Genomic DNA, 25511 nt, shown 5'->3' with positions numbered 1-25511 from the left:
ATATTGTAGCACAAAAAAGCAGAAGAGCTCTGGCTTTTTTCTAATTCGAGAAAAGCACACACAGAGCTTCTGCCCAAGCAAATCTCATATTCAAATACGAAAATAATCTACAACTCCACTGTCACTCAACTCCCCAACTAATTAGTTGTGTTGCCATAGACAGACATTGATGAACTTGGTGTAAAATGAATAGGTTTAAACATCCAGTTATTATCTTGATGGAAACGGCTGGTTAAAGTATCAGTAAGCGTGTTTCCAGATACCGTGACATTATTAACATCTCCAGAATGCTGACCGATGCTAGCACCGTAAGCAATAATTTTTCCTGACCCATCCTTATAAGGGATAAAGGAATTATTAGTTACACTGATGTTGCTAGTAACTGCTTTTGTTTGATTGAAATTACCATAATTAGGGTCGATATTTTTCAAGAAATTGCCATCCCATTCTCCCCTATTGTCGGAAGTATCAAACTGAATAGCCTCAGCGTAAATATCATGATCTTTGCTGACTTCCGATAAATCAGTTTTATCAGTCAGCTCTGGTGCATAGCCCTCGAAGGTATTGCCATCAAAACTGGAGTTTTGCAAGCCGCCTAAGTCAAAAATATGACTCCCCATTTTATGAACCATGATAAAGGTATTATTGTCAACAGTCCAGTCGCTACCATGATTAACCATAATCATAAATTGGTTTCCTTTTTTTAAATCTTTGGCTTTGACAGTGATATCTCTCATAGTAAAGTTTTGTACGCCATCTGTTGCACCAGGCCCTGTCGCAAAACCGAACCAATATTGAGCACCATCAACAATGAGATTGGTATTATCACCGCGAATCTGTGTATCTGATGCTAAAGTAATATAGTCTGTTTCAGGAGTCTGTGTTCCGATGGTGAAATCTCCACTTGGAAGACCAAGGATTGTTCCAGGATTCTCTTTGGCGTAATTAAAGGCGTCTTTTAATACCTGATTATTATCTGCTGCAGAATTTTCTTCTTTTAGAGGGACGTGGTAAATATCGTTGACACTGGCTTCTGCGATATTAGAAATATCTGTGCCATCATCCAGCTTAACATCATACTTATAACCGCCGCCAGATGTATAATTGTAGCTAACCTTTTCGACCTTTGCTGCGTCTCCCTGATAATTGCTTAAATCATAACCATCCAAGTCAGATTCTGCTGAATGACTAATCTGGATGGTCGCATCCTTTTTAAATTTAGCATCTGGTGCTTTGGTCAAATCAGATTCCTTAACACCGTTTAGACTATCGCCATTTTCAAATGTAATGGAATAGGTCATGACCGATTTACCATTTTTGGTATCAACCTGATTTTCAGATTTGACCTTACCGATCCAATTGTGATAGTCAGTCAAATCCTTACCGCCGATGGATTGCTTGGCTTTGTCTGAAAGTTGTACGCTTTCATCAGCTTGATATTTCGCTTTTAGATTTTCAGAGCCAATTTGCAGATGGTTGGTAATACTTCGAACATCCCTTTTGAGCACACCAAAACTATGAGTAACAGCTAAAAGGATAATAACAGAAATGACAAGAACTCCTAAAGCGATCAGTTCTTGAGGCCGAAAGAGCCCCTTATGATTTTTCTCCCTGAGAAGAGATTCCTTACGACTTTCTTTTCTTCTTTGTGTGGGTGGCATTTCTTTACGCATAGGTCATATTATAACATAGATTAATCAGCTAGAATAGGGATATGGCAGGAATTTTCACCCTGAATTTCTGGTGCACTTCCACTCAAAGTGTGTTACAATGGATTCAATAATCTGTCGACTTAATCGACAAAATTGGAAAGGCTTATTGATGACTGAATTTAACAATCTTGAAAAGATCATCGTTTTGGACTACGGTAGTCAATACAATCAATTGATTGCTCGTCGAATTCGTGAAATCGGTGTCTTTTCTGAACTCAAAAGCCATAAGATTACTGCCCAGGAAGTTAGAGAAATAAATCCAATTGGTATCATCCTCTCTGGTGGTCCTAACTCTGTCTATGCAGAAAATTCTTTTGGTATTGATGAAGAAATCTTCCAGCTTGGTATTCCAATACTGGGTATTTGTTACGGCATGCAGCTCCTTACTGACCGACTAGGTGGTAAGGTAGTACCAGCTGGTCAAACTGGAAGCAGCGAGTATGGTCAATCCACCTTGCATCTACGTCAGGACTCCGAACTCTTTACTGACACACCAAAGGAACAAGTTGTTCTCATGAGCCATGGCGATGCCGTCACCGAAATTCCTCAGGGCTTCCATCTGGTTGGTGACTCAGCTGATTGTCCCTATGCAGCTATTGAAAATTCCAATCGAAAGATCTATGGCATTCAGTTTCACCCCGAGGTTCGTCATTCAGTCTATGGTAATGATATTTTGAGGAACTTCGCCCTAAATATCTGTGAGGCCAAGGGTGATTGGTCTATGGATAATTTTATCGAAATGGAAATCACTAAGATTCGCCAAACAGTTGGTGAGCGGAAGGTTCTCCTCGGTCTATCAGGCGGTGTCGATTCGTCTGTTGTTGGTGTCCTTTTACAAAAGGCCATCGGCGACCAATTGACCTGCATTTTTGTTGACCATGGCTTACTTCGGAAAAACGAAGGTGATCAAGTTATGAATATGCTAGGAGGAAAGTTTGGGCTCAATATCATCCGTGTGGATGCTTCCGAGCGCTTTCTTAACCTTCTAGCTGGCGTTGACGACCCTGAGAAAAAACGCAAGATTATTGGAAATGAATTCGTCTATGTCTTTGATGACGAAGCCGGCAAACTCAAAGGGGTTAACTTCTTGGCGCAGGGTACGCTCTACACAGACATCATTGAGTCCGGAACCGAAACAGCCCAGACTATCAAATCCCATCATAATGTCGGTGGTCTGCCAGAAGATATGCAGTTTCAATTAATTGAACCCCTTAACACCCTATTTAAAGATGAAGTTAGGGCTCTAGGTACTGCACTAGGTATGCCTGATGATATTGTCTGGCGACAACCCTTCCCTGGTCCCGGTCTAGCTATCCGTGTCATGGGAGATGTCACAGCTGAAAAATTGAAAACGGTTCGGGAATCCGACGCTATTCTTCGAGAAGAAATCGCCAAAGCCGGTCTTCAACGTGATGTTTGGCAATACTTTACGGTTAATACTGGTGTACGATCTGTCGGTGTCATGGGCGACGGTCGAACTTATGACTACACCATTGCCATTCGTGCTATCACTTCCATCGACGGTATGACTGCAGATTTTGCCAAACTCCCTTGGGATGTGCTACAAAAAATCTCAACCCGCATCGTCAATGAAGTTGACCACGTTAACCGCATCGTTTACGACATTACCAGCAAGCCACCAGCAACTGTAGAGTGGGAATAACTCTTCTAAACTTGAAAACGAGATCAAATTAATTTTTCTATCAAAAACCCCACCAGAAAATAAATTTCTGATGGGGTTTATTATATGTTTTTAATCTGCCAAAATTTGGTAGCTGGCTACTTTTCTCGTCACGTGTTTGCGAACTTCTTTGACTTCTGGTCTTTGATGCCTTTCAGCATGCTCTGGGCGGTTGAGCCAAGCTCCAAAATCGTCTTTGTTGGCCCATTTTGACATCAAAATGAAATCCACTTTGCCATCTTGCTCATCGCCTTGCCAACCTTCGGCAGAGATATTGCCATCCCAAGCTTTGAGTGAAGTCACATCATTTTTAATTTTTTGCGCAAATTGTTCTTGATAGTCAGCTTCTACTGTAAATACTGCGGTTTGTACGTAAGTCATAAAAATTTCCTCCTCATGATAAAATTAATCTGCTAAAATCCGGTAGCTCGCTACGCTTCGAGTTACATGCTGACGGACATCCTGAATACCAGGTTTCTCGTGACTTTCAGCATGCCCGGGACGTTTCAACCAGGCTTCAAAGTCAGCCTTATAGTTCCATTTTGAAACGAGAATAAATTCAACTGTTCCATCTTTCTCATCACCCTGCCAGCCTTCGGCAGAAACATTACCAGGCCAAGCTTTCATCGAAGCGACATCACGCTCAATCTTTTCTGCAAACAATGCTTTATAGTCCGCCTCAACAGTAAAGACTGCAGTTTGTATACGTGTCATTAGACAGTCCTCCTTTTACCCTTGCCTTAATACTGCTCCAAGGTCCGTGCTAGTTTTTCCAGTTCTTCTTTCGTTCCGGTGCCGTCTAACTTGGCCAGAATAGGAATCTGATAGTGCTGACTGATTGTTTCGGCTGCAAAATTAAAGGTTTTCGCATGCTTAGCCATAGAGCCACTGCCGACAACAGCCTTCACACCAGAATTCTTAGCCAAAAAAGTCTCAACTATTTTTGGCACCTGACCTTGACCAGTTGAATAAGTAAAAATAATGTAGTCCCCATCAATAACTTCCTGACCTGTCTCAATCTTAAGTACATCAGGGACGCCAAGTGTGTTAACAATTTTTTCGACATTACCAGAACGGCTGGCATAAGCGACTTTTACCATATTAGTTTTCCTTTCTTTGTGCCCGGAAGAAAGCCATCATGTCCTGCAGTGACGCCATCAGATGGCCGGCAGCTTCCATACCTTCAAAACTTTTTGCGACCTCTGCTTGCACCCCTAAGGCCTCCTCTTCTAGCGCTAAGCCATCAGCGGTAATAGTGACAATCACATCCCTAGCATCCATTTTTGAGCGCTCCTTGGTGATCAGCTTCTTGTCTTCCAGTTTCTTCAAAACAGGCGTCAAGGTTCCGCTATCAAGAAATAGTTTCGCGCGAAGGTCCTTGGTAAGGATCTGCTTCTCCTGCCAAAGCACCATCATGGTGACATACTGAGTATAGGTTAACCCAATACCTGCCAGCAGCGGTGTGTAACGGTTAATGAATTCCCGTGAAGTCACATATAAGGAAAAACAGAGGTTATTTTCTAATAGTAATGATGGTGGATTTTCCATAGCATGTTCGTCAATAGCAGTGTGAGGCATCCGACTTTCTCCTAGTCAATTTTGTTCAATTGATTTTGTAAAACTAGCTTAGTCAAATTCTATCTGAAGCGACAACTGATTAGCTTGATAGTCCAAATCAATCGTTCCATAAGGCTATTTAAGCCAGCGGGACTTTTGCCAAGCCTAAATCAATATGGCAATAGCCATTTGGATTCTTTTTCAAGTAATCCTGATGGTACTCTTCAGCATCAATAAAGTGACGAAGCGGTTCTAGCTCAACTGCTAGAGGACGACCGCCATGTTCTTGGCTGACCTTTTGCATGATAGCTTCCGCGATAGCCCTATCTGCCTCATCTTCATAATAGATGCCGGTACGGTACTGCCTGCCAATATCGTTTCCTTGACGATTAATCGAAAATGGATCGATGATACGGAAGTAATGGGCTAGAATCTCTAACAAACTCACACGCTCAGGATCATAGGTCACAGCCACTGTCTCAGCGTGATCAGTCGCATCGACAAGTTCGTAAGAGGTAACCTCAGACTGACCATTGGCATATCCGACACGGGTAGCTGTAACGCCATCGATCAAGTCAAAGTATCCTTCAACACCCCAAAAACAGCCACCAGCTAGATAAATTTTTTTCATAAGTAGCACTCCTTCTTTTATTTTAATCATCAAAGAGCTTCAAGTAGTCTGCGTAACCTTCTGTTGCCATATTCTCATAGGGGACAAATCTAAGGGCTGCAGAATTGATACAGTAGCGTAAACCTCCCTTATCAATCGGGCCATCATTGAAGACATGCCCAAGGTGAGAATCTGCTTCTTGACTACGAACTTCAATACGTCTCATCCCGTACGATAAGTCCTTGTGGTTGGTCACCTTCTGCTCTTCAATCGGCTTAGTAAAAGCCGGCCAGCCACAACCTGAATCATACTTGTCTGTCGATGAAAACAGAGGCTGTCCACTAACAATATCTACATAGATCCCTTTTTCAAAGTGCTCATCATACTCTCCTGTAAAGGCACGCTCAGTAACAGCGTTCTGTGTCACCTCATAAGCCAGATCTCCGATACGCTGGCGTAACTCTTGTTCATTTTCTTTTGCCATAGAAAGTCCTCCCTCTTTCATAAGATACAAAAGGCGTCTGTGGACATTGCTAAGTCTCTCCCACTAACGCCGTTTGGTCAGCAAGATCAACTAACCAACATTATGCCACTAAGCCATTAAGCGACTCAAAGAAATTTAGGAAGCCTGACAAGGAATCGCTAAAGATTCTAGGAAGACGTACCTAATTTCACAAAGTCCGTAGGCGTGTTCAATCAACAAGATACCAAGCCGTGAAGCGATGCCCCAGCTTGTACTTAGGTTGATCTTGTGGAATCAGTTTAACTCAATCGATTTTGGATTTCAAGAATTCGGCTCAGAAATTTTTATGAGAAGCTATGGGAGAGTGATACGGAAATTAATCATTCGGAGAATGTGATTGTCCTCGCTTCCTTATTTTAAAACTCAGGTAGAAATCCTTCAGTGAAGGATTTTGACACTTGCTTTGCAAGCTTTATTTCCCAATTAAAAAGGTCTACTAGACCTTTTTAACCCACCTCCGAACAGCTCAAAATGCCCAGGAGACCTTTTAAGGTTGGAAATAAGATGAACAAGGTTCATGGTATTAGATAACTTCTGAATAGTTTCCCAAACTGTTGAGGCTATCACTTGTATGATCCTTAAACAGTCCAGTGAACTGTTTAAGGGGGTGGCTGAAAATGGGACTGCACCCCACCAAGATAAGGAATTCCAATCAGTAGTGGTTCATTGGTGCTGAAGCACCTCATGAACTGTGCAGGGGAAAGACTTCTGGCAGAGCCAACCAGTTTTTCTCCCAACCACTGCGCCTAGCAAATAAAATTGACCAAATAATAAGGCTGAGAACTTTTGTCTCAACCTCTTCGCTATTCTCCAAAGTTAGTAGAATAAATTCCTTGTTATGAAACCGTAAGGTTGGCTCAAAAATTAGACTCAATCCCAAGGAGGAACTGAGTCTACCCATTTATCATCTTAATCGAGAATTTCTAGTAGCTTCTGGTAAGTAGCTACCGTATAGGTCGGCTGAGCCTGATTGGTATTCTCCTTACCATCTGGATTGTACCAAACCGTATCAATCCCAGCATTGTTACCGCCTTGAATATCACTGAGAAGACCATCACCGATCATAAGGGCCTGCTTGCGGTCAAAGCCCTTGATAGCCTGCGCAACCTTGTCAAAGTAAGCAACAGTCGGTTTTTGATGACCCAGATCATCCGAGATAAACACCTGCTCGAAATAGTCTTTAATACCAGAGCGATCCAAACGACCGTTTTGGATAAAAGTCACCCCATTAGTCGCAGCAAAGAGACGATAACCACGCGCCCCAAGGATCCCCAGAAGTTCCTTAGCCCCCTCTAAAACCTGTCCCTGCTGGCTGAGGAAGTGCTGATAACGCTGGGCATAATAGCGGCCATCCACATCTTGATCAAAGTGGGCAAATAGTCGGGCAAAACGCGTATCGATCAACTCTTGCTTGCTGATCTTACCCAAGCTCAAATCATCCCAAAGCCCACGATTCATGGGGACATAATAGTCCATATAAGCTGCAATATCTGACACTTGCGCCTCAAGCAAAAGTTGGTGCAGCGCAAGGTTTTCCGCAGCATCAAAATCCAGCAGGGTATGATCGAGATCAAAAAGAAGGTATTTGTAGAGCATGATGATCCTTTCAAAAGTTTTTACGCTTATTATAGCAAAAACTTCAATCGCGGTCCTGACTGTTAATTATCCTAAGTCCTCTCCATTAGAAGCAATAACCTTCTTATACCAGTAGAAAGAGTCTTTCGGTGTCCGGTTAAATGTCCCTTTGCCTTTGTCATCTTTATCGACATAAATGAAGCCATAGCGTTTACGCATTTCACCTGTACCGGAAGATACAATATCAATACAGCCCCAAGTTGTATAAGCAATTAAATCAACTCCATTTGCTATGGCTTTTGCCATAGCATCGATATGATTTCTGTGATAGTTGATGCGATAATCATCGTGAATGCTGCCATCTTCGGATACTGTATCGACGGCTCCGAGTCCATTTTCGACGACCATTAATGGAATTCCATAGCGATCATAAATTTTTTCAAGATAATAAGTTAATCCGAGCGGATCTTCTGCCCATCCCCACTCAGAATAAGTTAGATACTCATTACGAGCCCCAGTAGAATAATTTCCGTCTACCATATCTTTGGAATCCAAGTGGTGAGTTGTCACATTGTTCGACATGTAGTATGAAAAAGTATACATATCCACACAGCCTTCACGCAGCTCTTCTAAATCTTTATTTGTGATATCAAGTTCCACATCATGCAGCTTCCAAAGGCGCTTCGCATAGGTAGGATATTGCCCTTTCACCTGCACATCTCCACAATAATAAATTCCTTGTTGCCATTTATGTTCATTGGCCAGAATGTCATTGGGATCGCACGTTGCCGGATAAAATGTAATGCCACAAATCATGCAACCAATCTTATTTTCAGGGTCAATTTCATGTCCAATTTTAATAGCACGCGCGCTGGCTACAAATTGATAATGCAGTTGCTGATAGCCCTGTTGGTACATCTCTTTAGTAGCCTTTCTGCCAAACATATCCAACATCATGACCGTATTATTAATTTCATTGAACGTTAGCCAATACTTAACAAGGCCTTTGTATGCTGTAAAGATTGTTCTTGCATATCTTTCATAAAAGTCAATCAATTGACGATTGTTCCAACCGCCATAGTTTACTTCCAGATTTAAAGGTGTATCAAAGTGCCAAATTGAAACCAAGGGCTCAATACCATATTTATGACACTCTTCAAATACTTGGCGATAAAAATCTAAACCCTTTTGATTGGGCTCTTTATCGTCACCATTCGGGAAAATACGACTCCAAGAAATCGATAATCGAAAAATGGAGTAGCCCATTTCGGCAAAGAGCTTAATATCTTCCTTATAGCGATGGTAAAAATCTACACCATCATGATTGGGATAATAGTGATCCTCCAAAACCGCATAGTGTGCTCCCTCTGGAATAACTGCATGGTGACCACGACCCGGTGCCTCACCCGAATTACCATCCTTATCAATGTACGTTGTCATACGGGGAGTATCTTTTGTTCCTCCCGTAGTCACATCAAGTTTGATTAAACCACGCCCATCTTCCTTGTAGGCTCCTTCTGCTTGCGTTGCAGCAATTGCACCACCCCATAAAAAATTTTTTGGAAATTTATTTGACATTCTGAATTCCTTTCTTTAAAACAATTGTTGCATGACTAATTGTGCTATAAGATAAATTACTGGTATTGATATAATACAAGTCACAATCGAGAGACCAATTTCAATAATTGAAAACTCAGGATTTCCTTTGGCTTGGATTATAAATAAAGTAACTAAAGACCCGATTGGACAAGCGAATAAAATGACATTTGCAAAATAGTCTATTCCTTTTATTCCCAGAAGTGCAAATATCAATACTCCAATAACTGGCATCAATAGATTACGGTAAAACACTGTTACAATCATCCAAGGTTTGACAACTTTTCTATCCATCGCTATATTTGCCAAACTATTCCCTATCAAAAACATTGATAAAGGAGTATTGGCACCCGCCAGATATCCCAGACCTTGATTAAGGGGAGTTGGAAGTCTTACACCTGAGAAAAACAGCACCAGACCTACACCTATTGCTATGGTGTTAGGATTTTTAAACATCTTTAGAAGCTTCTCTTTTGAACTTCCGTCACCATTGTCAAAAAGAGTCATTCCGTGTGTCCAGACAAAAGTATTGTAAACCATAATACCAATGGCTGAATAAAACACTCCTCTGTCACCAAATAAAGCACTTGCAATCGGTATTCCAACAAAGCCAATATTAGAATATACTGTTCCCATAATTGCACTACGTTTCATGTCTAAAGAGTGTAAATGTGAAAAGCTCGCATTAGATAGCAAAATAGCTATAAAATAGAGAATCACCAGAGCAATAACAACAAGGGCAATTATTTTTAAACTATAGGAACTCCGATCTTGCTGCATTGACTTTAGTATAAGCGCTGGACTTATGACATATAGCAAAATATTGGTTAAATCAGAACCTGTCTCTTTATGAAGAAATTGAATTTTATTTAGTATAAACCCAATTCCAACCAATACAAACATCAAAAATACTTGATTAAGAATATTAGTAAACATTCTTCCTCATCTCTAATCCAAGAAAGAGTCTGAGATATTTCCAGACTCTTATTTTCTTAGTTACTTGACTGTCTTCATCAAGAAATCACCAGAATTAATGGTACCTGCTACTGTCGGCTCAATAGCCTGATATTCTGAAGCGTTGGTAATGATAATAGGTGAAATAACTGACAATTTCGCTTCCCTGATTTCTGACAAGTTAAATTCAAGCAATTGATCACCCGCTCTTACTTTATCACCAGGTTTAACAAAAGACTTGAATCCTTTACCAGCCAATGACACAGTATCCATACCAATATGGATCAGAATTTCTGCACCGTGCTCAGTTTTCATTCCAACAGCGTGACCAGTTGGAAATACTAATGTGATTTCACCAGCAGCCGGCGCAACAACTGTACCGTCTGTAGGATTAATCGCAAGACCTTGCCCCATGGCACCAGAAGCGAAGACCTCATCAGGCACTTCAGAAAGTCGAATGACAGAGCCAATCATGGGACTTTGGATGTCTTCTCCAACTGGTTCAACCGCTGAAGTTGTAACTTCAGACTGTTGCTTAACAGTAGATTTTTCATCAGGTGTCCCATATAAATTTGGAACAGGAACAAACATTTGAATAGTAAACGAAATCAGAACGGCAAGAATGTCAAGAGCGATAAGAATAAACATAGGCCGCAATCCTTGGCTAGGGCTGACATACCCAGGGACCCCAAAAATACCGAGCGCACCCATTGCATAATTCTTTAGTCCAAAAAACTGAGTCCATCCACCTAAAACAGCTGAAACAATACAAGAAATTAAAAACGGCATTTTCATTGGCAATGTAATACCATAAATGGATGGTTCCGTTACACCAAAAATAGATGAAATAAATGCTGGCCAGCCAACTGATTTTACCTTTTTCTCTTTAGTTTTAAGAAGAATTGCTAAAAGGACACCTGTTTGGGTAAAGGCAACAATTGAATTTTGCACAATAATTGTTGTCCACCCCTTATCAGCAAATTGGAGAATAGCTAATGGAATAATGGCCCAATGCAAACCAAACATCACCAATATTTGCCAAAGGCCAGCCAAGACTGCACCATAAACAAATGGACTAAAGTCTAGTATTGCCATAAATCCTTTTGAGAGCAGATCTGAGATAAGATTTGCGACTGGTCCCACAATAGCAAATGTTAATGGAACTGTCACCAATAATGTAGTAAATGGAACCAAGAACATTTTTGCTACTTCAGGTGACACTTTTTTGACAAACTTTTCAACATGTGAAGCAAACCAAACGGCTAAAATAATCGGAATAACCGTTGATAAATAACTACCTGATGATGGCAGCGCAAACGGCAAACCAAGCATATGAGTAATTCCTGCTTTCTCAAGCGTTTCAACACCTGCAGGAAGAGTTGGATATACCAAGGCAGCACCAATAGCTGCCGCGGTAAATTCTGACATCTTAAATTTTCTAGCTGCTGTAACAGCTAGAATAATCGGTAAAAATTGATAAAGTCCATCACCTGCAGCATTGAGTACTAATGCTAGGGCCGAATTGTCTGGAGTAATAGCAAAAACTGCTTTTAATAATGCTACGATCCCTTTAATAATCCCAGCTGCTGCCATCACTCCTAGAATTGGTTGAAAAATACCAGAAATAACATCAATAACCCTGTTAAAAATATTGGTATCAGTGTCTTTCTGACTCAAGTCATCAGAAGTTGTCGTTGCCATGACGCCTTGCTCAAGGACTGCAGCATAAACATCGGGTACATGATTGCCGATTACAACCTGATACTGTCCACTAGCTTGAACGACCGTTACTATCCCCTCTCTCTTTTTGAGGTAATCGGTATCAGCTTTGGACTGATCCCTTAATGTAAAGCGCAGACGTGTGACGCAATGACGTAAGTCAATGATATTATCTTTTCCACCAACATGCGCCACAATATCCTTGGCTAAAGCTGAATAGTCTTTTGCCATATTCTAGGCTCCCTTCTTTGTTTTTACACTTTTATTATAGATGAGCCAACACTCGCATACAATGTCAAAAAGATAGTTGATTACTATCAAAAAGTAAGATAATATAGTATTATGAATTTTGAGCAAGATATAAAATCTTTAGAGAAACATTTATTTGCCTATACAGAAAATGAAAGTTACTATCTTTCCCATCCCAATAGTCTTTCAAAGCGTTACAGCAATGGCAGCACGCCCCGACGAATACTGAATGGAAAAGAAATTTTTGAGATTAACGATTATAAGCTAAAAATATCACCTCTCCACATTCGTAAAGATTCTCGTTTCACCCCCATGCCTCCTCATATTTATTCCAACATTAATCTTAATTTCATCTACTCCGGCAAATGCACCTATGTTATAAATAATAAGGAGGTAACACTGGAAGCTGGAGATATTTGCTTTTTTGATACACAAGTGATACGTGAAAAACGAAAACCAGATTATGATGATATTATTATTAATATAGTCATGAAAAACAGTTATCTCAAATCATTACTAACAGTGGATACTTCTAATTTATTGTCTACGTTTATTAGTAGGACTCTCTACTCAAACGCTAGTCATAATAACTATATTATTTTTAAAACAAAGGACAGCAATAAAATAAGACGGCTATTTCAAGACCTCCTTCTGGAACACTACAGTGACAGAGACTACAAGCACCAAGCTATCCAGTATTATTTCTCGCTGATTTTCCTTGAATTGCTGTATATTGGGGAACATCAGAATCAAACAGAAATTCATTTCTCAGATGCATTATCCAATAATATTTTTAATATCGTCAATTACATTGAAAATAATTATAAAGAGATTAATCTTAAAAAGCTTGCCAAGCTATATGGTTACCACGAAAAGTATCTCTCGAGTCTTTTGAAAAACTCATACGGTAAATCTTTTAAAGAAATACAGATGACTAAACGAATAGCCGAGGTAGAAAATTATCTTGTCAACTCCACATATACTATCTCTGAAATCGCTGAAAAAGCAGGCTTCTCTAACCAAAATCAACTCTATCAGAAATTTAAAGATAGGTATGGTATGCTACCAAATGAGTATAGAAATTTAATCAAAGATAAAGAAAATACCTAACATTTTCGTCAGGACGAATTACACACTTATTTGAAAAAAGATCAAGTATGGCACAATAAAGCAGAAAAGGAGCTGGACGGCGGGCGATCCAACTCCAATGTAGAACTGTTAAACAATGGCAGCTTGTTTTACAGAATAAATCCGTCCAACTAGCCAAAAGTGGGGACGGATCTATTTTTTGTCTCTATCTTTGAAGATTTTATAGCACAAGCTAATCAAAGCAATAGTAAGCTACCAAAACCAAGAGTCGTTTGTACGACTTCAAAGGCAATCATTACAATAGCGATTTATTTACATATAATTTCCCTCAAAAATCTAAATCATTTTCTTCTCTAAACTGCTGTTTCTCCTCAGCTGTTCCTCCCCTTAGATAAGGCTTGCCATCCCTATGTGCAATATGCACTCTAGGTGATTTCCGTTGTTCTGGATAATCATGATGTGAACTTGAAGACTCGGGAACATTTTTAACCTCTTCTGAATTTGTTAAAATAGTATCTTCACTGTTATCGTATTGATAATATGTCGGTTTGTAGTTTTTATCATCATAACCACCTATATACTCAGAATTTGACCTATTTGAATTATTAATAGCGACTTCAGCAATTATTTCCCCAACTGCAGCAACTATTGCAGTTCTCTCCTCAGGATGATTAGCTAGCCATTTCACAGCTCCCTTACCAGAATTTAATACAGTATTTAATCCTGTATTAAAAAATGATTTGGCTTTGTCTACCAACTTAAGAGACTTGGACTTGTGTGTTACTATATTTGCCTTTTGTGAATGAGAGCTAATAGAATTGCCTGAATCCGATTGAATACCGAATTCAACTGTATCAACATCTTTAGATGATTCTTGAGTATTAAAAATAGTTTTAACTTCGCTTAAAAATACTGTCCAATCATAAGATTGCGCATTAGAAATTTTACCGCTATATAACTTATCTTTAATTCTAGGAACACTGATATCTTTGATAGAAAGTGCTGACTCTGTACTAGGCAACAAGTCAAATTCCACATATTTTAGGTAATCAGCAATCACCCTCATAATATCATCTTTGTTCCAAGCTGATGGAATTGGTCGTTTATTAGGAAATTGTATGCTAAGTTCTTCAAATTCAGCTCTTTGTTTTTTAGTTAACTGCTTCAATCCTTCCTCAGTAGTCAGAATATCATCCACATCTACCATTGGAATTTCATACCTATTTTGAACTATTTTTTTCCATTGATTAAAAACATAGCTACTACCACCACTCTTCACATCAGGCCCAGGAACCGCCTTAAACCCATTACTAGTATCAATAATATGAAGTAAATCAGCTTTAGATGATGGATCTGGATTGGTTATTGTTATTACAACTGCCCCCTTATTCTTCAGAGCATTGTATTCAGCGCATACCAACCATTCAGAAATTATACCTCTAAACAGACTTAAATCAGTTTTCCCACTTCTCTCCCTAAGTAAAGCTAAACCTTTTGAAAGACTTTGTGGCGTTTTCGCCATACTACTAATGGTTTTATCAGAGTAGTTCTTAGTAGCATATTGCTTAATTGCTACCTTTACACAATCAATATACTGCTCTGGTACAGTATACTCTGAAGCTAAAAGTTCAACTAGTCTGTCTCGTTTATCAACTGTTAAATCCATAAAATTCACCTAGAAATCTAAATATATCTTACTAGATTCTGAAAATTCCTGCTTCTCGGTTTCAATGAGTACATTGGACGATCCCCAGTTAGTTAATAGTGCAGTACACCCTAATATTATTATAAGCCGATAAAAGCAGCTCTCTGATTTTAATTTCGAATTGTTACTTAAATGTTACTATTTTAAAAGCGCTTTCACAATAGTTTTATGGAAATTTTCCATAAATTTAATTAAAATAACTCCAATAAAAAAGAAGATCTAAGTGACCTTCTCTGACTATGACTATTTTATACTTTCTCTTCACTCCGCCACATGTCTATCGCCTAAGAGATAGTCCTTTGGATTTTTAAACATTTGAGCTAGTGTGATCGGTCGCCTTCCTGTCAGTTTGACAAAATCACTAACGGCTACGTCTAAGAAGCCTTGAGTAACAGTCGTACCAAAGCTGACCATTCCTTCAGAAGTTGCCTGAATAGGGCTCTTACTGAAATCACCGTCAGTATCACGAGGGACACCAATACTGTCGAAATAAGCATAAAGCGCTTCATCTGTGAGTTTTGTATAGGTAATATTATTGTGAGTTGCCTGATTAGCAATATCTAAAAAACATTGATAAGACACTGGTTCCAGACCGTTGATGTTCAAGATTTCTCGGTGCAATAAATCATTTGCTAAGGCACAACTAGCTGCAAGGGCAGCATCTCTTCTTGAAATAAACCAAACACGGCCATCTCCCATATTTTTTGAAATCGTATCTTCGCCAGACTCCACAGCTCGCAGATAATCACTAATAAAAGCTTCGGCAAACAAAGAGTTTCTCAGTATAATATAATCTAATGGTGAATTTTCAATCAGTGCTTCTGTATAGCTGTGATCGACATTTTCAATACTTGGATTGAAGGGGTGACTTGCTGAAAGAACTGAGGTATAAATAATTTGCTTAACATTTGCTTTTATGCAGGCTTCCACTACATTTTTATGGGCAAAGCGACGGTTTTCACCAACAAATGGCATCGATACGAGCAATACCTTATCAGCATTTTCAAAGACCTCAACCAAGCTTTCCTGAGAGGTAAAATCGGCAACCGCTGTTGCAATTCCTTCCTGCTTGTACTGCTCTAAACCATCTTCTCTAGGCGCTGTAAAGAGCAATGATTCCTTAGGCAGCAATTTTAAAATATCTTTGGCAACCTGAGCTCCAAAGTTGCCATCAACTCCATTAACTACAATTTTAGTCATAACGTCCTCCTTTTAATCAAGATACAAAAGTGTAAGCGATACACAGCACAAAATAGGAAAACTATCATAAATGCCTGAAGTGGCTAGTAAGTCTTTGGATTTTTGCAAGTGTCGTTGGCTGTATTCTTTTAATTATCCTGAGAGTGCCGCTCTCCAACTTGGAATTCTGCCGCATGCTCAAACATATACCGAACGCTCAAAGCCTTGTCTCCCGTAAGATTTTTAAAATCATCAGTGCAAAGATCCATCTTGCCCTCACGAATGGCTTGGGCAAACGTCACCATACCTTCCGATGAATAAGGGGCTTCAGAATCTTTTTTGAAATCACCGTCAGTTGTACGAGGGACACCCATGGCATCAAAGATAGCATAGTTTTCTTCATCAGTAATTGCCTTATAGGCAATATGATTTCCAGTAACGTCATTACCAATAGCCACGAACTCTGCCATGGTCAGAAGCTCTGGTCCATTAATATTTTGTATAGATTGATGCAAGTCATCTGCTAGCAAGGCGTAAGCTACTGCTTTGGCGCAGTCTCTTCGAGAAATATAGGCCATCTTCCCTTCACCTTGACTATTAGCAAGCGGTGCATTTGCGTGAACAAAAGTGAAATAGTTCGTGATCATAGCTTCAGCATACTGTGAGTTACGTAAGAAAATATAATCGAGACCAGATTCTTCAATATACTTTTCAGTAAAGGCATGGTCAATCTTTTCCTTACTAGGATTGGTTGGATCAGATGCATTGACTAAAGAGGTGTAGATAATTTTCTTGACCCCTGCTTCTTTAGCAGCATCTACAACATTTTTATGAGCCGTTTGCCGCTTTTCACCGACAAATGGCATGGAAATAAGTGCCAAAACCTCTGCACCTTCAAATTTTTCAGCCAAACCTTCTTTATGATTGAAATTCATTTGGCGAGTTTCGATGCCTTGATTAGCATATTTTTCAAGGGCTGACCTACTATAACCGCCAAAGATAAGACTAGATTTTTCTGCCAAGCCAAGCAGATAATCTGCAGCAAGGCCACCTAGATTTCCATCGACACCTGTTAATAATAATTTACTCATGTGAATTTCCTCACTTTCATAAGATACCTTCATTATAGTGCAAACATTATCAAATAGCCAATTCTGATTTATTATGGGCTATAAATTTTTATAATAAGTAGGTCTTTAACTGCTTTATGAACTGTACTAATGCTTCATTCTCGGTATCAAACTGATAGGCTAGCACAAGTTCGTAAGTATGCTGACTACTATTTATAGGGATACTCTTAATGACCCCTTCTAAATTATCAAGAGTATACTCATCAGTTGCAAATCCAACCAACTGCTCAGTGAGGATATAGAAGAAGCCTTCTTCAAAATCATCTACAGTCCGAGCAATATTTGGGAAAAAGCCCTCTTTAAGAGATCGTTCTTGCATCGTTTGATAAGGCGTCCCCATTTTGCCTTCACTTAGCATGAGCATAGGATACTGATATAAATCTTCAATGTCAATAACTTCTTTATCGAATAAGTTGTGCCCCTTTGGAACTAAAGCCCTATATGTTCCTGACTTAATGGTTATTTTGACTAATCTATTACTTGCAAATTCATCTGAAAAGGACAAAGCAATATCAGCCAGTCCTTTTAACACGTAATTTTCAATGTCTTTACAATCAACTTTTTCCAGTTCTATGCTGAAAGTCTGAGGTTGATTCTGTAAATAACTGATAAAAGGTAGCAGTAATTTTATATCACTTAAGGAAGTATAAGCCAACGTTAACTTTGGAATTTCCGCAAGTTTAGTATGGTTGACATCTTCCTTAGTTTCTTCGTATTGCTTTAGCAAGAGCTTAGCATGATCATAAAATATTTTCCCAGCTTCTGTAGAACCGATAGGATTTGTAGAACGATCGAAAAATACCGTATCAAACTCTTTCTCCAAGCTAGAAATATATTGACTAATGGTAGCTTGAGAAATATAGTTTTTCTTCGCCGTTTCAGTAAAATTTCTACAATCATATAAATCAATAAAGTATTTAAGCTTTTCGATATGCATAATGCCCCTCCCCAAACATCATTAGATTACCAATCGAATATTAGATCAAACTATTGAATACCATGCTTTAATGCCTCTCTGTAACCTTTTCATCATGTTTTTATTATCGGGTAATGCATTTAAAAATTTAGAGTTGGCTGATACCATTCATAAAGCTACATTTTTAAAATTATACTTAGGCTCTTAATTGACAGCATCGTTATTCTACTAACCAACCCTCACAGTTGGCATCATAGAGATATCCCGCATGCATGTTTTTCTTGTCCTCCTAGTCATTCTTGTCTCTATTATGACATAAACATCAAAAAAAGTTCCAGCTAAATAGCCGAAACTTATATTATCTACACCAAATCCGCAATCCCGCTCATGAGTTTATCCATAATAACAGAAACAGGTTCGATTTTATCAATCATTGAGATACCAAGTCCAAAAGAAGCGAAGCCCTTGGTCAGATCTCCAAAGAGCATCCCATCACGCATGCCATTGTAGCCTCGCTGCACTTCAAAAATCGCTTCTTCTGTCGCTCCGTCCTTGCTCATCTCTAAGAGTTTATTAGGAATTTCTCCCGGTAATGAACGGTAATAGGCAGGCACTGTACGGTAGAGCAAGAGATCAGAAGCGTCAGCTTTCAAGGCCATCTCCTTGATGTTTTGTGCTAAGATAGACTCCTCTGACATCATGAAGGCAGTACCAACGTAGAGCCCTTCTGCACCCAGGGCAAAAGCTGCCCGTGCTGTACGACTGTCAGCGATACCGCCGGCCGCCATGACTGGTACACGCCCCTTAGCCGCATCCACAATCATAGGAACAATTGAGAAGGTCCCGATAACCTTGCTTGGAACTGTCCCGCCTTCATCAAAACCAGTCGCCACAATGATATCGGCACCACCTTGAATAGCTTCTTCCGTATTTTTAACATCTGGCGTTTCTGCCCGAAAGACAACCTTGATGCCTTTTTCCTTGAATTTAGCCGTCCAGTAGGCAGAAAATTGACCGACCATGATAGCAACAGGTACTTTTTCTTCAACCATGAGATCAAGCATTGGACCGGTAAAAATATCAGTCAGTTCACTGCCCGGTGCTACATTAATCCCCAATGGTCTATCAGTAATCCCGCGTACAATATAAATTTCGCGGCGCATATTTTCAATCGTTTCCTCTACGGTTGTTGCTGCGACCTTTTGACCAGCACTGATGCCAAGCACTCCGAGACCACCCGCCGCGCTGACTGCACCTGCATAGTGCCCATCAGTCAACCAAGCTAGGGGACCTTGAATGATCGGCTTCTCAATTCCTAAAATTTCTGCCACACGATTTGTCATAAGCTGACCTCGATTCTTTATTTTCTACAGCCTAATAGTACATCTGTCATTTAATTCGGTCAAATGGCAGATAAAGTCTGTTTGTCACTTAGGTGACAAATTGGTCAAAACTGTCACCTAGTCTTCTTTTCGCACACCATATTGATAAGGAAGGCCTAGATTTTCTCGGAGCGTTTCACCTTCATAATCGGTATGGAAAATACCTCGTTCTTGCAAAATCGGGACAACCTCCTCAACAAAACGCTTAAGATCAGTTTCATAGACATCAGGCATGACCCAAAAGCCATCAGCTGCCCCACTTTCAAACCATTCTGTCAAGTGATCAGCGATATCTTCAGCTGTTCCGACTGCTGCAGGGTGATAGTCAATGACTGAGTGGTAAACCACTTCTCGTAAGGTCCAGCCTTCACGCGCCACTCGGATGATGTTTTCAGTCCGTGGGTCACTATAAGGCGTGATTTCAACACTGTCTAGAATCTCAGAATCAATAGGCTTCTCAATATCTGCCATGGTAAATTGAACGCCCAAGGCATAGCCGACATGGGCAACCCGTTGGTAGAAGGTGTCCTCGCTTATAAACTTGGCATGGCGCTCAAGAGCTTCTTTTTTACTATCTCCGATGAGAGGCATGACCCCTGCAATAAAGGCAATAGCATCAGGTTTTCTGCCATTGACAACACCTGCTTGGCTGAGGGCCTGACGCATGGCTTTCCCTTGCTCAATGGTCCACACTTCACCAACATAGACATCCGCATGCTGACCAGCAAAGGCCACACTATTGCTAGAACCGCCTGAATGGAAAATCGGCGGCTGCCCCTGTTTTGATGGCGGAATTGGCAGTGTACCAGACGTTTCAACATATTTTCCTTTGATGGACACGGACTTCACCTTGTCATAATCCGCAAAAATTTGGTTGTCATGATCGAGTTTAAGAGCATCTTCTCCCCAGCTAGCCCATAAGGCTTGGACTACTTCTACAAATTCAGCTGCCTTGCCATAACGATCAAAACTGGACGGCAAAGAAACACCATAAGCATTGGCACTGACCCCATTGGCACCGGTCACAGCATTCCAAGCCACACGGCCCTTACTAATCGCATCTAGAGTCTTAAACTGTCTAGCAACTTCATAAGGATTGTTCCAAGAAGTCGCTCTGGTAATCCCGAGACCAATATGTTTTGTCTGACTGGCAATGACTGTAGCAATCAAGAGAGGATCCATTCCCATCGTCTGCATGTCACCATTGTCCGCAGCCTTAGTCCCCGGGAAATCTCCAAAGAACATGAACTGGAATTTTCCTTTTTCAGCTAATTGGGCTGCCTTGACATCCACGGAAATATCAGGGTAGTCTTCCAAGTGAACCTCTGGATCCAGCCAGGATTTAAAATTTAAGCCTGCTGCGCCAAACATGGCAAGACCAAGCTTCATTTGTTTCTTTTCTGTCATAATAGTTACTCCTCTTTATTTATACGATACTGATCATGTCTCATCCTAAGAGACATTCATCACCGCTCTGTATTTTTTAATGCCAGAAGTTAAGTCGGCAAACACTTCTAGCAGTTAGACTAATCAGCTGGAACAGTTATAAGCCTCTACCATTTTATCTACCGTACTGCATCATCCATTTGTTTACCTTTGAACAATTGACTTGCTATGCCTAAAATAACTGTAATACAATTTACTATCTATCAGTTCCCTTTCTCTTTGGCAATATGTTATAGTATTTATAGTACACCTGTCATTTAATTAATGCAATGGTCATTATCCCCGTATCTGTCACTTAAAGGACACATTAGAAAGGACTGTCATCTTGAAAAAAGACTTACGTTTTGAAAAAACTGAAAAAAACCTGCAAGAGGCTTTTTTACACCTCCTACAAGCCAAGGATCTTACAAAAATTTCTGTCAAAGAAATCTGCCAGCTAGCTCAAGTATCACGCAATGCCTTTTATCAACATTATGAGACCCAAAGAACATTTATACGAGAGCCTCCTGCAGAAAATCCTTCTGTCTATGGAGGAGGCCTGCCGACCAGTCGCTAAAGATCTCAGCCATATCACACCAGCAGAAAACCGACTCTTTCTCAATAATATTCTGCATGCCGTGGATCACAACCGCTTTATTATCCACCAGCTCTTAACCAGCCAACCCGCTAGCTTTTCGGCTGCCTTTCATCAGATGATCGTCACCACCAACCTAGAAGGCAGTCATGAACATGGCTTGACCATAGATCCAGCCTCTATCCACATCTTTTCAGGGGCTATTGTCTCCTTTGTCAACTATTGGCTTTTAGACACCAACTTAAGTCTAGAAAAAGCACAGGAAAAACTTTTTGCCACTATTGGAAACTTAAGACTGACCTAATCTACAAAAAAGCTAAGCCCCCTACAGACCAACTCAGCTTTAGTCTCTTAAACATCCTAAAGAAAAAACATAGCTGACTGTATTGATCACAAAAAAGTTGGACAAGAAATTATTGAAAGGATTTGGTTCTGTATTGGAGAAGACTAAATCAAAAAGCCTTGGTTGAAGACTATCAACCAAGAGATCTCACTATTTTACTTAAACACCATTTCCCGTAGTCACCTGTCATGTCACTACTCAGATAAGAAATCTTGCTAAAAGACCCTTTAGGTATTTATCAACAATAAAGACGCCAATGATGGCAATCAAGAAGTTTGAAATCGCTACGGAGAAGACGCTGAGGGCAAAGGCCTTGCTTTCAAATGGAATCTTGGTCACGTAAAAAATGACGCTTGAAACGACGAGACCAGCTGTTAGGGCATACAAAAAACTTTTTAGGTAAGCTGATTTGAAGGCACTATTATAGACGAATAGGGATAGGGTTTGGATGACAAAGCCACCCAAGACATCAATCAGGCCGAAACCTGTAAAAAAGTTACTGACCATGACACCGATCACTAGACCATAAGATAGTCTCGGAAAGAAAAAGGGAACTGCCATCAAAAGTGTGGATAGACGAAATTGGAAAATTCCACTTGAGATAGGATTGATGAGAGTCAGCACTAGATAGATGGCTGCGATCATAGTATTTTGTGCGATGAGTTTGGTAGATAGTTTGCTCATGGTTCACTTCCTAATCTTATCTATAAGTTCTGTCACTGCTATTACTTGCCAGCTTACAAGAAGACAGGACTATTATTGTAACAAGAATATCAGCTTAGGTAAAGAACTGTTTATGGAGAACTAGAGCACCAGCATGTTTATAGCCTTGACTAAACAATAGAATTTCAACCGGTTTAGCTCCATTTCATGCAGTCATAATCACGGAATGCCCCCCCTATTAAGATACCCATTTTCTTTTTGTAATCACTTGGACAAATCAGTTAAATAGGCATGAGGTCTAGTATTCTCTGTCTTCTCTTCGATTTCCTGAACCATTCCCTGCAATTCTTTGAATTGCGACCATATAAGACAATCTCATGGCCTTGGCTGGCTAGCTTTGTTGCTAAGTGCTTGCCGATACTGTCGGTTGAGCCGGTGATGAGGATGGTTTTAGTCATCTTAATCTCCTAGGAATTCTTCTAAGTCCTTGGCAAATTGGTCGGCATACTGAAAGAGTGAGCCGTGACCTGCATTTGGGAAGATGATGAGCTGGCTGTTACTAATCTTATCGTTCATGATATAAGAATTTTCCGTAGGCACCATCATGTCCTTGTCACCATTGACAATCAAGGTCGGTTGGCTGATAAAGCTCAGGTCGTCCTCTGCTGACTTGCCCCAAGCTTTGATTGCTTTTAATTGACGTAAGAAGGACGGCACAGCCATCGCCTTATCGGCATAAGCTTTTTCACGACTGTCTAGACGACTAAGAACCTTATCGGCTTCTATTTTACCCTTATCATCATGGCCGTAAAAAATATAACGTTTAGGGTCCACACGGTGGAAACTAGCACGCGCCATGTAACGAAAGGTTATTGATGTCACCTTATCAATACCGACACCGCCTCGGTGGCCAGTTCCTACAAGAATTAGGCGTTGGACCAGATTTGGTGCAAGACGTACCACTTCTTGGGCTATCATGCCTCCCATAGACAGTCCCAAAAGATTGATACTAGAGTAGCCCATGGTCTTGACGATAGCAATCACCTGCTCAGCCATGCCTGAAATGGTCGTGGCGACCTTCCCTCCGCTTGACCCAACACCGGGTAAATCAAGTAGAACAACATGCTGCCGCTTCGTTAAAAGATCGATCAGCTTGGGATCCCAATTATCCATGGTAGCGGCTAAGTGAACCAGCATCACCAAGGGACGTTCAGATTTGCCTTTACCGATTTCACGGTAGGCGATTTTCATTCCTTTAACGGTTATATATTGATTTTTCGTTTCTAAATAGGCCATGAGTTTTACCCTTTCATGCTGAGAACTGTTTTTCCGCGTGAGCGACCATTAGCAACCTTGTCCAAAGCCTTATTGATATCTGAAAAGGCAAAGACCGTATCCACCGATGGCTTGATTTGACGCTCGGTGAAGATATCTGCCACTTCCTGCAACTGTTTGCCATTGCTTTCAACGAAGATAAAATCATAGTGAACCCCATATTTATCAGCCATTTTATCGAATTTACGACCAGCTTGGGCAAAGAGAACTTGTTTGTATTTGGGGAGGTTCATGCGTTTAGCAAAGCTGCCGTTGGGCATGGCCCGCAGAGACACCAAATGTCCGCCCTGCTTCATGATGGTCATCTGTTTCTCCGTTTCAGAACTACCTAGCGTATCTAAGACCAAGTCAATATTTGACAAGAGCTCTGTATAATTCTGTGTCTTGTAATCCAAAAATTGATCCGCACCAAGTTCAAGAACACGATCACGACTATCAGCTCCGCCATTAGTGATAACGGTTAAGCCCTTGGCCTTGGCTAGGGGAATCGCCATGGCACCGACACCGCCGGTTCCGCCAGAGATAAAGAGAGTCTGCCCTGCTTTGGCCCCCATCAAATCAAGAGCCTGCATAATGGTCAGAGCAGTCAGTGGGACACCAGCGGCTTCTTCGTCAGTCAAATAGTCAGGCACTTTGGCAAGGGCTGCTACATCTACTGCCACGTATTCGGCAAAAGCACCGATACTGTCCAGCGGCAAACGCCCAAAGACACGGTCACCAAGGTTAAAATCGCTCACCTTACTGCCGACCTGCTCAATGATACCAACCACTTCATTACCAGCGATCAAAGGGGTCTTGTAGGGAACAATCATCTTGACCTCCCCACGGGTGATCATATTATCTAGAGGATTGACACCAGCTGTCAGAACCTTAATCAGGACTTGGTCGTCTTGTGGCTCTGGTGTTGGGACATCGATGAGGTCGAGGTTGAGGTTGTTTTTGTTGTAGGCATTTAATTGTGCTGCTTTCATGATTTTCTTCTTTCTTTTTTTGAAAATGGCAGAATTAATCTGCTAATGATTGACGTGAGTGTTGGTTTTTCTTGTTCTTGTTTTCGATACAGATACAAGTTGATCTAAATTATTAACCAAGCGCGTCACTTGGCTAAACTGGCTTGTTTATAGAGGTTTGCAATGACATCTGCCAGACTTTGATCAGCTAGCTCCTGAGCTAGTTGATTCTCCGCCTGTTGGAAGACTGGGCTGATCGCCCCTTCGATATGCTTACCAACAGGGCACTCCAGATTAGCATGTTGGTGGACCTGAAAAAGCTTGACCTGAGCCACTTCTTGTGTCGCATAGTAGATATCAAGCAGACTGATGTCCGCCGAGTTCTTGGTCAACTCATAACCGACCTTACCCTGATGCGATGTGATGAGCTCTGCATTTTTCAACAGAGCAATGACCTTTCGGATATAGCTGGCATTGGTTCCGACACTGGTTGCTAAAGCCTGTGAAGAGAGATTTTCTTTACTCTCACTAATCATTGTTAAGATATGCAACGCAACTGAAAATTTTGTGTCCATAATACTCCTTTCAAATAAGTAAGTAAGATACTAAGCCTTTAAGCACTC

The 25511-nt window shown here is 40.6% G+C and carries 24 protein-coding genes and 1 pseudogene; 3 read left to right on the top strand and 22 right to left on the bottom strand.

Annotated elements, in window-relative coordinates; all coding sequences use genetic code 11:
- Positions 1-137: 137 nt before the first annotated feature.
- Entirely contained in the window at positions 138-1673 is a 1536-nt protein-coding gene (locus tag STRCR_RS07440) for a hypothetical protein (RefSeq protein ID WP_004227451.1), read from the bottom strand.
- A gap of 148 nt (positions 1674-1821) precedes the next feature.
- On the opposite strand from STRCR_RS07440, the gene guaA reads away from it, so the two are divergent.
- Positions 1822-3375, top strand: a complete 1554-nt coding sequence (gene guaA, locus STRCR_RS07435; protein WP_004229996.1) for a glutamine-hydrolyzing GMP synthase — start codon at positions 1822-1824, stop codon at positions 3373-3375.
- Between the two features lie 90 nt (positions 3376-3465).
- On the opposite strand, the gene STRCR_RS07430 is transcribed toward guaA, so the two are convergent.
- The 10 genes and pseudogenes from STRCR_RS07430 to STRCR_RS07380 form a co-directional block, all read right to left on the bottom strand.
- Positions 3466-3774 (bottom strand): antibiotic biosynthesis monooxygenase family protein, encoded by a 309-nt coding sequence (locus STRCR_RS07430; RefSeq protein ID WP_003048827.1) that lies wholly within the window; start codon positions 3772-3774, stop codon positions 3466-3468.
- A 24-nt stretch (positions 3775-3798) separates the two neighbouring features.
- Positions 3799-4107 carry an antibiotic biosynthesis monooxygenase family protein gene (locus STRCR_RS07425; protein WP_004226500.1) on the bottom strand — a complete coding sequence of 103 codons (309 nt, stop codon included), beginning with the start codon at positions 4105-4107 and terminating at the stop codon, positions 3799-3801.
- Positions 4108-4133: 26 nt separating this feature from the next.
- On the bottom strand, positions 4134-4493 hold the full coding sequence (locus STRCR_RS07420) for a class Ib ribonucleoside-diphosphate reductase assembly flavoprotein NrdI (protein ID WP_004228300.1): 360 nt from the start codon (positions 4491-4493) through the stop codon (positions 4134-4136).
- 1 nt (position 4494) lies between these two features.
- On the bottom strand, positions 4495-4971 hold the full coding sequence (locus STRCR_RS07415; protein ID WP_004225883.1) for a MarR family winged helix-turn-helix transcriptional regulator: 477 nt from the start codon (positions 4969-4971) through the stop codon (positions 4495-4497).
- A gap of 124 nt (positions 4972-5095) precedes the next feature.
- Positions 5096-5581: pseudogene (gene msrA / locus STRCR_RS07410) on the bottom strand (peptide-methionine (S)-S-oxide reductase MsrA); the annotation flags it as partial.
- A gap of 22 nt (positions 5582-5603) precedes the next feature.
- Positions 5604-6044: a peptide-methionine (R)-S-oxide reductase MsrB gene (gene msrB / locus STRCR_RS07405; RefSeq protein ID WP_004228482.1), complete on the bottom strand. Its 441-nt coding sequence runs from the start codon at positions 6042-6044 to the stop codon at positions 5604-5606.
- A gap of 948 nt (positions 6045-6992) precedes the next feature.
- Positions 6993-7679, bottom strand: coding sequence for a pyrimidine 5'-nucleotidase PynA (pynA, locus tag STRCR_RS07395; RefSeq protein ID WP_004227960.1), 687 nt, complete (start codon positions 7677-7679; stop codon positions 6993-6995).
- A 66-nt stretch (positions 7680-7745) separates the two neighbouring features.
- Positions 7746-9236 carry a family 1 glycosylhydrolase gene (locus STRCR_RS07390; RefSeq protein ID WP_004227338.1) on the bottom strand — a complete coding sequence of 497 codons (1491 nt, stop codon included), beginning with the start codon at positions 9234-9236 and terminating at the stop codon, positions 7746-7748.
- Between the two features lie 15 nt (positions 9237-9251).
- Positions 9252-10190: an AEC family transporter gene (locus tag STRCR_RS07385; protein ID WP_004226299.1), complete on the bottom strand. Its 939-nt coding sequence runs from the start codon at positions 10188-10190 to the stop codon at positions 9252-9254.
- A 60-nt stretch (positions 10191-10250) separates the two neighbouring features.
- Positions 10251-12158, bottom strand: coding sequence for a beta-glucoside-specific PTS transporter subunit IIABC (locus STRCR_RS07380; RefSeq protein WP_004225884.1), 1908 nt, complete (start codon positions 12156-12158; stop codon positions 10251-10253).
- A gap of 111 nt (positions 12159-12269) precedes the next feature.
- Here STRCR_RS07380 and STRCR_RS07375 point away from each other — a divergent pair, with 111 nt between their 5' ends.
- Positions 12270-13286 (top strand): AraC family transcriptional regulator, encoded by a 1017-nt coding sequence (locus tag STRCR_RS07375; RefSeq protein ID WP_004229979.1) that lies wholly within the window; start codon positions 12270-12272, stop codon positions 13284-13286.
- A 307-nt stretch (positions 13287-13593) separates the two neighbouring features.
- On the opposite strand, the gene STRCR_RS07370 is transcribed toward STRCR_RS07375, so the two are convergent.
- The 6 genes from STRCR_RS07370 to STRCR_RS07345 all read right to left on the bottom strand — a co-directional run bounded on the left by STRCR_RS07370 (position 13594) and on the right by STRCR_RS07345 (position 20984).
- On the bottom strand, positions 13594-14931 hold the full coding sequence (locus tag STRCR_RS07370) for a hypothetical protein (protein ID WP_004226905.1): 1338 nt from the start codon (positions 14929-14931) through the stop codon (positions 13594-13596).
- 300 nt (positions 14932-15231) lie between these two features.
- Positions 15232-16170, bottom strand: coding sequence for an NAD(P)H-binding protein (locus tag STRCR_RS07365; RefSeq protein WP_004226854.1), 939 nt, complete (start codon positions 16168-16170; stop codon positions 15232-15234).
- 128 nt (positions 16171-16298) lie between these two features.
- Positions 16299-17240, bottom strand: coding sequence for an NmrA family NAD(P)-binding protein (locus tag STRCR_RS07360; RefSeq protein ID WP_004226022.1), 942 nt, complete (start codon positions 17238-17240; stop codon positions 16299-16301).
- Between the two features lie 88 nt (positions 17241-17328).
- On the bottom strand, positions 17329-18216 hold the full coding sequence (locus tag STRCR_RS07355; RefSeq protein WP_004225150.1) for a LysR family transcriptional regulator: 888 nt from the start codon (positions 18214-18216) through the stop codon (positions 17329-17331).
- 341 nt (positions 18217-18557) lie between these two features.
- Complete coding sequence (locus tag STRCR_RS07350) at positions 18558-19538, bottom strand: NAD(P)H-dependent flavin oxidoreductase (protein WP_004228359.1); 981 nt, start codon at positions 19536-19538, stop codon at positions 18558-18560.
- A gap of 117 nt (positions 19539-19655) precedes the next feature.
- Positions 19656-20984 (bottom strand): NtaA/DmoA family FMN-dependent monooxygenase, encoded by a 1329-nt coding sequence (locus STRCR_RS07345; protein ID WP_004227448.1) that lies wholly within the window; start codon positions 20982-20984, stop codon positions 19656-19658.
- A gap of 494 nt (positions 20985-21478) precedes the next feature.
- Here STRCR_RS07345 and STRCR_RS07335 point away from each other — a divergent pair, with 494 nt between their 5' ends.
- Positions 21479-21901 (top strand): hypothetical protein, encoded by a 423-nt coding sequence (locus STRCR_RS07335; protein ID WP_157769176.1) that lies wholly within the window; start codon positions 21479-21481, stop codon positions 21899-21901.
- Positions 21902-22138: 237 nt separating this feature from the next.
- On the opposite strand, the gene STRCR_RS07330 is transcribed toward STRCR_RS07335, so the two are convergent.
- From STRCR_RS07330 to STRCR_RS07310, 5 genes are all read right to left on the bottom strand, one after another.
- Positions 22139-22624 (bottom strand): QueT transporter family protein, encoded by a 486-nt coding sequence (locus STRCR_RS07330; protein ID WP_004225441.1) that lies wholly within the window; start codon positions 22622-22624, stop codon positions 22139-22141.
- A gap of 260 nt (positions 22625-22884) precedes the next feature.
- Positions 22885-23061, bottom strand: a complete 177-nt coding sequence (locus STRCR_RS11770) for an SDR family NAD(P)-dependent oxidoreductase (protein ID WP_420805010.1) — start codon at positions 23059-23061, stop codon at positions 22885-22887.
- A 1-nt stretch (position 23062) separates the two neighbouring features.
- Positions 23063-23899 (bottom strand): alpha/beta fold hydrolase, encoded by an 837-nt coding sequence (locus STRCR_RS07320; protein WP_004230140.1) that lies wholly within the window; start codon positions 23897-23899, stop codon positions 23063-23065.
- A gap of 5 nt (positions 23900-23904) precedes the next feature.
- The gene (locus STRCR_RS07315; protein ID WP_004226024.1) at positions 23905-24909 is read right to left on the bottom strand and encodes an NADP-dependent oxidoreductase; all 1005 of its coding nucleotides are present in this window, start codon (positions 24907-24909) and stop codon (positions 23905-23907) included.
- A 125-nt stretch (positions 24910-25034) separates the two neighbouring features.
- On the bottom strand, positions 25035-25463 hold the full coding sequence (locus STRCR_RS07310) for an Rrf2 family transcriptional regulator (RefSeq protein ID WP_004228258.1): 429 nt from the start codon (positions 25461-25463) through the stop codon (positions 25035-25037).
- Positions 25464-25511: the final 48 nt, after the last annotated feature.

The sequence above is a fragment of the Streptococcus criceti HS-6 genome (assembly GCF_000187975.2).
GTDB lineage: Bacteria > Bacillota > Bacilli > Lactobacillales > Streptococcaceae > Streptococcus > Streptococcus criceti.
The sequence above is the reverse complement of the archived record's forward strand: the minus strand, read 5'-3'. Positions and strand labels throughout refer to the sequence as shown.